This is a genomic window from Roseicella sp. DB1501 (assembly GCF_013112485.1).
In the GTDB taxonomy this organism is placed as follows: Bacteria; Pseudomonadota; Alphaproteobacteria; order Acetobacterales; family Acetobacteraceae; genus Paracraurococcus.
In genome coordinates this window covers 134417-146267 of record NZ_JABFHG010000008.1, presented here as the reverse complement: position 1 = coordinate 146267, position 11851 = coordinate 134417, and the positions used below count along the sequence as shown (strand labels likewise).

Sequence of the window (11851 nt, the reverse complement as noted above, 5' to 3'; positions counted from 1 at the left end):
TCATCCCTCCCGGTCGTTCGCTGCCCGCCAGCGCTCGATGGCGTCGAGGCAGGCGGCGCCGTCGATCACGTCGGCATAACGCCGCTCCACATCCTTCAGGTTCTGCGCATGCGCGACGGGGTCGTGGTCGCCGACGCAATCCTCCGGCACCATCACCCGGAAGCCAAGCGAGAAGGCGTCGATCACGCTCGCCCGGACGCAGCCCGAGGTGATGCAGCCGGCGACGATCACCGTATCCACCCGCTCCTTCGTCAGGATGGCGGCGGCCGGGCTGGCGAAGAAGATCGAGGGCGCGGTCTTCATCAGCACCACATCCGGCCCGGCGGCGGCGATGCGTGGATCAAGCTCCACCGCCGGCGTGCCCTGTAGCAGGTCGAAGACCGGCGCCGCCTTCCAATGCGGCGCCGCGCGCGGGCTGTCATAGCCGTTGACGCAGGCGATCACCGGCAGCCCGGCCCGCTTCGCCGCGGCGATCAGCGGCACCGTGTTGCGCACCGCGGCATCGACCATCGGCGCGCCGCCCATCGGGAAGCCCGCCTCGGTGAAGCCGCGCTGGAAATCGACCACGACCAGGCCGGGCTTGGCGCCGAAGCCCAGGGGACGGCTGCCATAGCCGCGCGCGGCATAGATATCGGCATCGGGGTTCGACATGGGGCAGTCCTCCGCTGGGGTTCGCCCAGGATGATAGCAAGCGCCATGCCCGGTTCGGATCAGTCCGCCGCCTCGGCCCCGATCAGCGCCAGCCCCTCCGCCACCGAGACGAACTCGCCGCCGCCGGCGATGCGCTCGGCGCCGAAGCGCGCCTCGAAGAGCCGCCGTACCGCCGGCACCAGTGCCGTGCCGCCGGTGAGGAAGACGCGGTCCACCGCCGCGGCGGGCAGGCCGGCATAGGCCAGCGCCGCCGTCACCGCGGCATCCATGCGGGCCAGTTCGGGGGCGATCCAGCTCTCGAACTCGGTCCGCGCGATCTCCCGCCGCACCGCGAAGCCCTCATGCCGGAAGTCGAGCACCGCGCTCTCGGTGCCCGAGAGCGCCGCCTTCACCCCGGAGACGGCACGGTAGAGCGCATAGCCTGCCTCCTCCTCGACCAGCTGCAGGAGGTGGTGCAGCCGCTCCGGCGCCTCGGCGGTGCGGGCCACCTCGCGGATATCCGCCAGCACCCGCGGGGCCCGCATCAGCGAGAGGCGATGCCACTGCGCGAAATTCAGGTACCAGCCGACCGGGATCGGCATCGGCTTGCCCATCACCGTGTAGCTGCCGCCCTTGCCGAGCAGGGGCGAGACGGCATGGTCGATGATGCGGTAGTCGAGCGCGTCGCCGGCGAGGCCGAGGCCGGCATGGCCGAGCGGCGTCACCCGCCGCGGCGGCCCCGGCTCGAAGCGGAGGATGGAGATGTCGCTGGTGCCGCCGCCGAAATCGCCGACCAGCACGGTGGCCGCCTGGCCCAGCCCGGCGGCGAAGCGGTGCCCGGCCGCCGCCGGCTCCAGCGCCACCATCACCTCCGGCAGGCCGGCGGCGGCGAAGGCGGCGCGCAGCCGCGCCTCGCCGAAGCCGTCATCCGCCGTCTCGCCGGCGAACTGCACCGGCCGGCCGACCACGATGCGGGCCCCGGCAAGCTCGGCCGCGAAGGGCGCGAGCAGCGCCCGCAGGAAGGCGGCCACCAGCGCCTCCAGCGTCCAGCCGCGGCCATGGATGCGGGTCTCGCGGAAGCTGCGCTGCGCCAGGTAGCTCTTCATCGACATGATGAGCCGGCTGGCCAGCGGATCGTCGAGATAGGCCTCGATCGCCGCCGGGCCCGCCGCCAGTGCCGTGCCGCCCTGCGCCGCCTGCCAAAGGCAGAGCACGGAGCGGAAGACGGCGCCGGCCGCGTGGTCGAGCGTGGCCACGCCGCCATCCGGGCGCAGGGCGGCGACGACGCTGTTGGTGGTGCCGAAATCGATGCCGATGACGGGGCGCATGCCGGTCCGCGGATTGGGAAGGGGGCGCTTTGGAGCAGCCGCGGCGCCATCTGGCAAGTCCGGCGAGGCAGGGGCCCGCAAAGGCCGGCCCGGGGGATGCCGGGCCCGCTGCGCCGCCCCATTTTCGGCGCGGACAGGGCAGGGAAGGGCGCGCATGGCGGGGCTGCTGATCGTCTACCATTCCCGCACCGGCGGCGCACGGCAGATGGCCGAGGCGGCGGCGCGCGGCGCGGAGGCGGAGGCGGCGCCGGCGCGGCTGCTGCCGGCCGAGGCGGCGGGGCCGGAGGAGCTGCTCGCCGCCGGCGGCTATCTCTTCGCCGCGCCGGAGAACCTGGCGGCGCTCTCGGGGGCGATGAAGGAGTTCTTCGACCGGTGCTACTATCCGGTGCTCGACCGGTTGAACGGCCGGCCCTATGCGCGGATGGTCTGCGCCGGCAGCGACGGGCAGGGCGCGCTGCGGCAGATGGCGCGCATCGCCACCGGCTGGCGCCTGCGCGAGGTGGCGGCGCCGGTGCTGGTCTGCACCGCGGCGCAGACGCCGGAGGCGATCCTGGCGGAGAAGCGCCTGCCCGCCGATGAGCTGCGGCGCTGCGAGGAGCTGGGCGCGGCGCTCGCGGCCGGGCTGGCGATGGGCATTTTCTGATGTTGTCGCCGGTCAGCCGAGGGCCGCGTAGAGATCGACCATCGCGGCCTGCACCGCGGCGAGGTAGCGCGCCACCGTCGTCGGATCGGTCTCCGCCGCGCTGTACCAGTTCAGGATGAAGGCGAAGTACAGCCAGCGGCCAGCGAGGAACACTGCGCCGGGAGCGCAGAGCGCATGGTAGCCGCGGACATCGATGCTGCCTCCCTTGGCGAAGGCGCTGCCGCCCAGCGGCAGGACGCGATGGATGACGTCGCCGAGCGACAGCACGTTGCGGTATTCCTGCAAGCTTGCCGCATGGTGGAAGAACCTGCCCTGCACCGAGTCTGCGTAGAAGGCGACGAGATCCTCGGCCGAGGAGGCCAAGCTCTGCTCCGGATTGAGCGGCGAGTTCACGATCGGCTTGTCGTCGGCGGCGAGCAGTTCGGCCCAGGTGAAGCTCCGGTAATCGGGCGCGCCGAGGAGGTAGGCGAAGAAGCTGCGCGTGCTGTCCGGGATCAGGCTGTTCCGCAGGCCTGCCTCGGCGAGGAAGGCGCGCACCCGGTCCGGCCCGGTCGCCTTCAGCACCATGTCGGTCGCCGTGTTGTCGCTGTGGAGGATCATCGCCTCCATCGCGGTGCGCTCGGAGACCTTGCCGGTGAGATTGGGCGGGTTGAAGCTCGCGCTGTCCGCCGACCAGACGGATTCGTCGAGGGCAAGCTGGTTGGCGACGATCCGGCTCGCCACATCCTCGGAATCGAGCTGGCGCAACCGCTCGCAGAGCACGAAGGCCTTGATGGCACTGCCGATGAAGAGTTGCTCACCGGCATTCTCGGCGATGAGCAACTCCGGCCCCGAGGCGGTTGCCGGCGCCCAGATCTTCATGGCGCGCGTCCCAGGCATGCCCCTGAAATGCGCCCGGATGCGCGCCTGCAGCCCGCCTTGCCGCGCCGTCGTCTCGGTGGCCCGGGCCAGCGGCGGCGCCAGGCCGCAGGCCGCTGCGCCGCCCATCAGCATCCGCCTGCCTGCAATGCCCATGTCGTCGTGCCTCCATGCCGACGCGCCGATCATTGCAGACGCCGCCGGCATCGGCAGGGACGGGTTTTCGAAGTTCCTGGAATTCCTGCCGGAGGAGGATGGCGGGCCGGAGGTCCCTCCGGCCCGCCTCGGTCATCCGCCCGGTCATGCCGCACGGCCGCTCGCTACGTTCCGCAGGCGGGCATCGTCCGGCCGCGCCGCAGGCGCATTCTGCTGTGCTGCGGAAGGAACAGCGGCAAGGCCCAGGCAGAGCAAGGCGGCGAGAGCGAAGCGCGGGACATGCGCAGTCCAGGTGGTGCCCTGAATACTGACATTCCTCCCCTCCCGTGATTTGGAAATGATGGCTGGCGTCAAGGAATTCCATTAATATTCCTGTCGATCTTCAATGAATAATATTTTTCGCGTTCCTCGGGGACTGCGACCGGTTCATGCGAATGTACTATGCCGTGATCAGCGGGAATTGCGTGGCGGCGATGCCGGGGCTTGGCCAACCCGGGCGGGTGCTGGCACGCCGTCAGCCCGCCGCGACCTCCTGGGCGATCCGCAGGATCTCCTGCCGCAGCCAGGCATGCGCCGGATCCTGGTCGTAGGAGGCATGCCAGAGCAGCGAGACGGCGACATCCTGCAGCGCGACCGGCGGCGGGCTGAGGCTCAGCCCGAGCTCGGCGGCGAAGAAGCGCGCGAGCCGCCCCAGCATGGTGACGACGACCGGCGCGCGGGCGACGAGATAGGGAACGGCGAGGAAGCGCGGCGTCGTCAGCACCACGGTCCGCCGCAGCCCGAGCCCGGCGAGCGCATCATCCACCACGCCGCGCTCGCCCTCGCGCAGGCTGGTCAGCACATGCGGCAGCCGGACATAGTCCTCGAGCGAGATCGGCGGCGTGACACCGGTGCGCGCCGCATCGAACATGCAGAGATGGGGCTCGGTCATCAGTCGCCGCCGCTTGTGGTGCGCCTGGCCGGCCGCGAACTCGCCGAGGCCGATGGCAAGGTCGAGCCGGTCGGCATCGAGGTCGTCAAGCAACCGGGTCGAATCGATGTTGTGCAGCCGCAGATGGATCCCCGGCGCCGTCGCCGTCAGATGCGCGAGCAGGGCGGAGGCGAGCAGCACCTCGGCGCTGTCGGGCAGGCCGATGCGGAAGGTCCGCTCGGCGGTGCGCGGGTCGAAGCGGTCCTCGCGCGACATCAGCGCCTGGATCCGCACCAGCGTCGCGCGCACCGGCTCGGCCAGCGCCATCGCGCGCGGCGTTGGCCGCATCCCTTCCGGCGCGCGGGTGAGCAGCTCGTCGCCGAAGAGCCGGCGCAGCCGCGCGAGGTTGTGGCTCATCGCCGACTGGCCGAGGCCCACCCGCGCCGCCGCCCGCGTCACGCTGCATTCGGTGAGCAGGGCATCAAGGGCGACCAGCAGGTTCAAATCGAGCCGGGCGAGATGAGCGTGGTCGATAGCCATGATCGATCCAATCGGTTGGACCAATCATCCCGCCTCGACCATCTCACTCGCAACGCCCCGCATCACCGGGGCCCGACAGAGGTCGATACGCAATGATCCTTCGTTCCACTCTCCTGGCGGCCGGGCTCGCGCTCGCCGCCACCGCCCCCGCGCCGGCCCAGGAGCTGCGGCCGGTCGAGGCCCGCAGCATCGCGCTGGGCGAGGCCGCCGGCATCGCCTACTACACGGTCGAGCCGGAGGGCTACCGCCTGGTCGTCACCCTGGCAAGCCCGGATGCGACCCCGCTCCGCCTCGAGACCCGGCTCGTCCCCGGCCAGAGCGTGCTGCTCTCGGCGCCGCGGGCCGCGGATGCGGCGCCCGAGCAGATCGAGATCAGCCGCCGCGATGATACCGTCCTGGTCCGCCACCCGACCCCAGTCGCCATCAACTGACCCCGGCACCCCAGAGCAGATCGCGGGAAGGCGTGACTCTGCTCTGGAAACAACGGACCGCAGCGACGCGGGCCGGGGCTGTCCCGGGCGGCGCTTCCGGGGGATGCTGCGCCGGAGAAGGCCCGGGAGGAGACAGATGGCGCAACAGGGCAGCCCGGTCACGCTGGTGACCGGCGGGGCGGACGGCATCGGCTGGGCCATCGCCCGGCGCTTCGCGGCGGGCGGGCACCGCATCGTCATCGCCGATCTGCGGCAGGCGGCGGCCGAGGCCCGCGCCCGCGAGCTCGGCGAGGGGCATCTCGGCCTGGCCTGCGACGTCGCCGAGGAGGCGCAGGTCGTCGCCATGGTGGTCGAGGTCGCGCAGCGCCTCGGCCGGCTCGACGTGCTGGTGAACAATGCCGGCATCGCCGACAGCATCCAGCCGACGCTGGAGCAGAGCGGCGCGCATTTCGCCCGCCAGCTCGACATCCACCTGAAGGGCAGCTTCCTCTGCGCCCGCGAGGCAGCGAAGGCGATGCTGGCCCGCGCGGCGGCGCCAGGCGGGGGAGGGGAGGAGGGGCGCGGCGCGATCATCGGCCTCGCCTCCATCGCCGGGCTCACCGGCCTGCCGCGGCGGAACGGCTACGGTGCCGCCAAGGCGGGCATCATCGCCCTCACCCGCAGCCTCGCCGCCGAATGGGGCCGGCACGGCATCCGGGTGAACGCCATTGCCCCTGGCTATGTGCGCACGCCACTGGTCGAGGCGCTGGAGCGCGACGGCAAGATCGATACCGGTGCCATCGCCCGCCGCGCCCCGCTCGGGCGCCTGGCGCGGCCGGAGGAGATCGCCGAGGCTGCCTGGTTCCTCGCCTCGCCGGCGGCGAGCTACGTCACCGGCATCACCCTGCCGGTCGATGGCGGCTGGATGGCCTATGGCGCGGCCGGGGAGGCGCCGGACTAGAGCGGATCGCGGAAGGACGAGACCGACCGGACGCTTGAATTTGCATTGAAAACAACAGGCTGCAGCGGAGTGGCGTTCGATCTTGAACGCAATCCGCTGTAGGGCCAGCTCCCAAGGACGGGTTGGGCGGACCGCAAAGCCGAACGGCGAAGGAGTGCCGCCACACACCTGCGTGACGCCCCGTCGGGCCCGGCGCAATGACGAGGATGGGCATTTCGTGGGCCAAGCACGCCTGTTAGAGGCTGCGAATGCCATCGGCCGCCTACAACCTGCGTCTCATGCCCACCGGACCGATGGCTGCGCGGCCGCGGGCCGTCCGCCCGGCATGAGCCATCCGGCATGAGCGACCCGCAACCGCCCGGCTGGACCGAAGCCGAGCGCCTCGAGGCCCTGCACCGGACCGGCCTCCTCGATACGCCGTCCGAGGACAGCTTCGACGACCTCGCCCGGCTGGCGGCCGAACTGCTCGGGGCCCCGATGGGGGCGCTGCAACTCGTCGCCGAGATCCGGCAGTGGAGCAAGGCGACGTTCGGCTTCGCCCGCGGCAGCCTGCCCCGGGCCCTCGCCTTCTGCCCGGTCACGCTGCACGAGCCGGACGGTCTGGTCATCCCCGACGCCACGCAGGATCCGCGCTTCGCCGGCAACCCGCTCGTCACCGGCAGCCCCGGCCTGCGCTTCTATGCCGGCATGCCGGTCCGTGCCGAGGGACTGCCGGTCGGCGTGCTCTGCGTCCTCGATACCCAGCCGCGCCCGGCCGGGCTCGATGCGCGGGAGCGCGGGCTGCTCCAGGCGCTTGCCCGCCAGGCCAGCACCCAGATCGCGCTGCGCCGGGCGCTGGCGCAGCGCGAGGCGCAGCTCGCCCGGCGCGACCGCGCCGATGCGCTGCGCCGCCGCACGCTCGACAGCGCGGTCGACATCGCCATCCTGGCGACCGACCTCGAGGGCCGCATCACCGGCTGGAACACCGGCGCCGAGACCCTGTTCGGCTGGAGCGCCGCGGAGGCGCTCGGGCAGCCGTTGGCGCTGATCTTCACGCCGGAGGATCGTGCGGCGCAGCTCCCGGCGGCGGAGATGCGGGCGAGCCGGCAGCATGGCCGGACCGGCGAGACACGCTGGCACCAGCGCAAGGATGGCAGCCGCATCTGGGCCGCCGCCGAGATGCTGCCGCTGCGCGACGAGACCGGCGAGCAGGTCGGCTTCCTCAAGGTGTTGCGCGACCGCACGCAGCAACGCAGCACCGGCGAGGGGGCCGAGGCGATCAACGAGCGCTACCGCCTGGCGCAGCGGGCGGCGCGCGACGCGATCTGGGACTGGGACCTGACGACCAACGCCGTGCATTGGAACGAGGCGCTGGAATCGGCCTATGGCTGGACCCCGGAGGCGGTGGAGCCGACCGGCGCCTGGTGGCTCGCCACCATCCATCCCAAGGACCGCGAGCGCGTGGACCGCGACATCCACGCGGTGATCGAGGGCACCGGCACGAGCTGGTCCGGCGAGTACCGCTTCGGCCGCGCCGATGGCAGCTACGCCCAGGTACGCGACCGCGGCTATGTCATCCGCGACCAGGATGGCCGCGCCATCCGCATGATCGGTGCCATGCTCGACCGCAGCGAGCTGGAGCGCGCCGATGCCGCCCTGCGCGACCGCGACGACCGGCTGCGCCTCGCCACCGCCGCCGCCGGGATCGGCACCTTCGACTACCGCGTGCGCAGCGACTCGCTCATCTGGGACAATCGCTGCCGCGCGCTCTTCGGCCTCTCGCCGGACGCCCCGGTCACCTATGCCGGCACCTTCCTCGCCGGCCTGCATCCCGAGGACCGCGCGCGGGCGGATGCGGCGGTCCGCGGCGCGCTCGACCCGGCGGGCACCGGCCAGTTCCGCTGCGAATACCGCACCATCGGCATCGAGGACGGGATCGAGCGCTGGGTCTCCGCCAATGGCGAGACGCATTTCGAGCAGGGTGCGCCGGTGCGGCTGATCGGCACCGTGCTCGACATCACCGACCGCAAGCGCGCCGAGTCGGCGCTGCAGGCCATGAATACCGGCCTCGAGCAGCTGGTCCAGAACCGCACGCGCGAGCGCGACCGCATCTGGACCGTCAGCACCGACCTGCTGTCCATCTGGGGGCGCGACGGGCGCGCCAAGGCGGTCAACCCCGCCTGGACCACGGATCTCGGCCATCCGGCGGAGGTGCTGCACGACATGCTCTACACCGATCTGGCGCATCCGGAGGACATGCCGGAGCTGCAGGCGGCCTGGCAGCGCCTGCTCGCCGGCGAGCCGGTCCGCGGCCTCGACATCCGGCTGCGCCACCGCGACGGCAGCTATCGCAGCCATAGCCTGACCTGCATCCCGGAAGGCGAGGAGATCTACGCCACCGGCCACAACGTCACCGAGCAGCGGGCGCTGGAGGCGCAGCTGCGGCAGAGCCAGAAGATGGAGGCGGTCGGCCAGCTCACCGGCGGCATCGCGCATGATTTCAACAACCTGCTCACCGGCATCATCGGCGCGCTGGAGCTGCTGAACCGCCGCCTGCAGGAGGGCCGCCTCGCCGAGACCGGGCGCTACATCACCACCGCCCAGGGCGCGGCGAAGCGCGCCGCGGCGCTGACCCACCGCCTGCTCGCCTTCTCCCGCCGGCAGACGCTGGATCCGCGCCCGACCGAGGTGAACCGGCTGATCGCCGGCATGGAAGAGTTGATCCGGCGTTCGATCGGCCCGGCCATCGCGCTCGAGGTGGTGGGCGCGCCGCGGCTCTGGCCGACCCTGGTCGATCCGAACCAGCTCGAGAACGCGCTGCTCAACCTCTGCATCAATGCCCGCGACGCCATGCCCGATGGCGGCCGGCTGACCATCGAGACGACGAACACCCGGCTGGACGCGCGAGCCGCGCGCGAGCGCGACCTGCCGCCCGGGCAGTATGTGGCGATCGCCGTCACCGATACCGGCGTCGGCATGACGCCGGAGGTGGCGGCGCGGGCCTTCGATCCCTTCTTCACCACCAAGCCCTTCGGCCAGGGCACCGGGCTCGGCCTCTCCATGATCTACGGCTTCGCCCGGCAATCCGGCGGCCAGGCGCGCATCTATTCCGAGCCCGGCCAGGGCACGACGATGCGGCTCTACCTGCCGCGCCATCGCGGCGATGCCGAGGTGGGCGAGGCGCTGCCCGGCTCGCCGGCGCCGCAGGCCAGCCCGGGCGAGACGGTGCTCGTCGTCGATGACGAGCCGACGATCCGGACCTTCGCCTCGGAGGTGCTCGGCGATCTCGGCTATGCGGTGCTGGAGGCGGTCGATGCCGCCAGCGGCCTGGCGCTGCTGCAATCCCCGGCGCGGATTGACCTGCTGGTGACGGATGTCGGCTTGCCCGGCGGCATGAACGGTCGGCAGATGGCGGATGCGGCGCGGCAGCGCCGGCCGGGGCTGAAGGTGCTGTTCATCACCGGCTATGCCGAGCACGCGGTCATTGGCAACGGCCATCTCGACCCCGGCATGCATGTCATGACCAAGCCCTTCACCACCGAGGCGCTGGCGAGCCGCATCCGGGAGGTGCTCGCCGGCTGACGCCCGGCACCTGAGGCGGCCCTCATCCGGCAGGAAGCGGCTCACCTCGATGCCCCTGCCGACCGGCAGCAGCACGCTGCCTATGCCGGGCCTGGCGCGCACTGCCTCGCCATGGACCATGATCCGCTCACACAGGGTCGCGGATCATGGTCCAGGCGGTTGTTTGATCGCGTGAGTCACGCTTTCCGGTGAGTCCGCCTCAAGCGATCACGCTTGAGTGCCGCACATCGGCATTGCCGGGGTGGATCATGTTGTCGGCGACGATGATCGCGCCGCGATTGAGGCGCGGGTAGAAGGCATCGAGGCAGGGGAGGTCGAGATCCTTCCATAGATCGATCAGCACGACGTCGATCTTGCCCGGCAGGGCCCGGATCATCGCCACCGTGTCGCCGACGAGGACGTCGACATGCGCCGCGAGTCCGGCCTTCTCCGCCATCTCACGCGACGGGTGATGGTCTTGTCCGAGCGGGGGATCCTGGCTAGGGGAGCGGCACAGGCAAAAAGAGCGTATCTGAATATATTCAGATATATCGTTAAGATGTGCCAGCCATGATTCTCTTGCCGTGAGGCTTCGGCTTTCGCCTCTCCCACGCCGGGGAAGAGAACGTCCCGCTACCTTAGTCAGGGTTTCCCGATAACCTCTTGTGAGGGCAGGATCGGCCCACACATCCGACAGGCATCCTGTCGGGCCATGCATGTCGCAAGGGAGGGAGCCGGATGAAGACGCGCGCCGCCGTCGCCTGGGAGGCCAAGAAGCCGCTCACCATCGACACCGTCGATCTGGAGGGGCCGAAGGCCGGCGAGGTGCTGGTCGAGGTGATGGCGACCGGCGTCTGCCATACCGACGCCTACACGCTGGACGGGCTGGATTCGGAGGGGCTGTTTCCTGCCATCCTCGGCCATGAGGGCGCCGGCATCGTGCGCGAGGTCGGCGCCGGCGTCACCAGCGTGAAGCCGGGCGACCACGTGATCCCGCTCTACACGCCGGAATGCCGGCAGTGCAAAACCTGCCTCAGCCAGCGCAGCAACCTCTGCACCGCGATCCGCGCGACCCAGGGCAAGGGCGTGATGCCGGACGGCACCAGCCGCTTCCATTGCGAGCCGGCGGGGCGCAGTGCGCCCTCGGGCAACACCGTCTACCACTACATGGGCTGCAGCACCTTCTCGAACTTCACCGTGCTGCCGGAGATCGCGGTCGCCAAGGTGCGCGAGGACGCCCCCTTCGACAAGATCTGCTACATCGGCTGCGGCGTGACGACGGGCATCGGCGCGGTGATCTACACCGCGAAGGTCTGGCCGGGCGCCAATGTGGTGGTCTTCGGCCTCGGCGGCATCGGGCTGAACGTGATCCAGGGCGCCCGCATGGTGGGCGCGGACAAGATCATCGGCGTCGACATCAACCCGGCGAAGCAGGAGATGGCGAGGAAGTTCGGCATGACCCACTTCGTCAACCCGAAGGAGGTCGGCAACGACAAGGTGGTGCAGGCCATCGCCGACCTGACGGATGGCGGCGCCGACTTCTCCTTCGACGCGACGGGCAACGTCAACGTCATGCGCCAGGCGCTGGAATGCTGCCATCGCGGCTGGGGCCAGAGCATCATCATCGGCGTCGCCGAGGCAGGGAAGGAGATCGCCACGCGGCCCTTCCAGCTCGTCACCGGCCGGGTCTGGAAGGGCACCGCCTTCGGCGGGGCGCGCGGCCGCACCGACGTGCCGAAGATCGTCGACTGGTACATGGAGGGGAAGATCAACATCGACGACCTGATCACCCACACCATGCCGCTCGACCGGATCAACGAGGCCTTCGACCTGATGCACGAGGGCAAGTCGATCCGCTCGGTGGTGATCTTCTAG

At 71.0% G+C, this 11851-nt stretch carries 10 protein-coding genes; 5 read left to right on the top strand and 5 right to left on the bottom strand.

What is annotated here, in order from left to right; genetic code table 11:
• Both HJG45_RS17075 and HJG45_RS17070 read right to left on the bottom strand, forming a co-directional pair.
• A complete protein-coding gene (locus HJG45_RS17075; RefSeq protein WP_171613314.1) occupies positions 1–651 on the bottom strand; it encodes an isochorismatase family protein in 651 nt (216 codons plus the stop codon).
• Positions 652–710: 59 nt separating this feature from the next.
• Positions 711–1958, bottom strand: coding sequence for an Hsp70 family protein (locus HJG45_RS17070; protein WP_171613313.1), 1248 nt, complete (start codon positions 1956–1958; stop codon positions 711–713).
• A gap of 154 nt (positions 1959–2112) precedes the next feature.
• Here HJG45_RS17070 and HJG45_RS17065 point away from each other — a divergent pair, with 154 nt between their 5' ends.
• Positions 2113–2601 (top strand): flavodoxin family protein, encoded by a 489-nt coding sequence (locus HJG45_RS17065; RefSeq protein WP_171613312.1) that lies wholly within the window; start codon positions 2113–2115, stop codon positions 2599–2601.
• Positions 2602–2613: 12 nt separating this feature from the next.
• On the opposite strand, the gene HJG45_RS17060 is transcribed toward HJG45_RS17065, so the two are convergent.
• The gene (locus tag HJG45_RS17060) at positions 2614–3615 is read right to left on the bottom strand and encodes a serine hydrolase (RefSeq protein ID WP_171613311.1); all 1002 of its coding nucleotides are present in this window, start codon (positions 3613–3615) and stop codon (positions 2614–2616) included.
• Between the two features lie 514 nt (positions 3616–4129).
• A complete protein-coding gene (locus HJG45_RS17055; RefSeq protein ID WP_171613310.1) occupies positions 4130–5065 on the bottom strand; it encodes a LysR family transcriptional regulator in 936 nt (311 codons plus the stop codon).
• 92 nt (positions 5066–5157) lie between these two features.
• Here HJG45_RS17055 and HJG45_RS17050 point away from each other — a divergent pair, with 92 nt between their 5' ends.
• The 3 genes from HJG45_RS17050 to HJG45_RS17040 all read left to right on the top strand — a co-directional run bounded on the left by HJG45_RS17050 (position 5158) and on the right by HJG45_RS17040 (position 9997).
• Complete coding sequence (locus HJG45_RS17050) at positions 5158–5496, top strand: hypothetical protein (RefSeq protein WP_171613309.1); 339 nt, start codon at positions 5158–5160, stop codon at positions 5494–5496.
• 136 nt (positions 5497–5632) lie between these two features.
• Complete coding sequence (locus HJG45_RS17045) at positions 5633–6436, top strand: SDR family oxidoreductase (protein WP_171613308.1); 804 nt, start codon at positions 5633–5635, stop codon at positions 6434–6436.
• Positions 6437–6775: 339 nt separating this feature from the next.
• Entirely contained in the window at positions 6776–9997 is a 3222-nt protein-coding gene (locus HJG45_RS17040) for a PAS domain-containing protein (RefSeq protein WP_217362953.1), read from the top strand.
• 199 nt (positions 9998–10196) lie between these two features.
• Here HJG45_RS17040 and HJG45_RS29635 read toward each other — a convergent pair whose 3' ends face one another.
• Positions 10197–10433, bottom strand: a complete 237-nt coding sequence (locus tag HJG45_RS29635) for a class I SAM-dependent methyltransferase (protein ID WP_254452586.1) — start codon at positions 10431–10433, stop codon at positions 10197–10199.
• A 281-nt stretch (positions 10434–10714) separates the two neighbouring features.
• On the opposite strand from HJG45_RS29635, the gene HJG45_RS17030 reads away from it, so the two are divergent.
• Positions 10715–11851, top strand: coding sequence for an S-(hydroxymethyl)glutathione dehydrogenase/class III alcohol dehydrogenase (locus HJG45_RS17030; RefSeq protein WP_171613306.1), 1137 nt, complete (start codon positions 10715–10717; stop codon positions 11849–11851).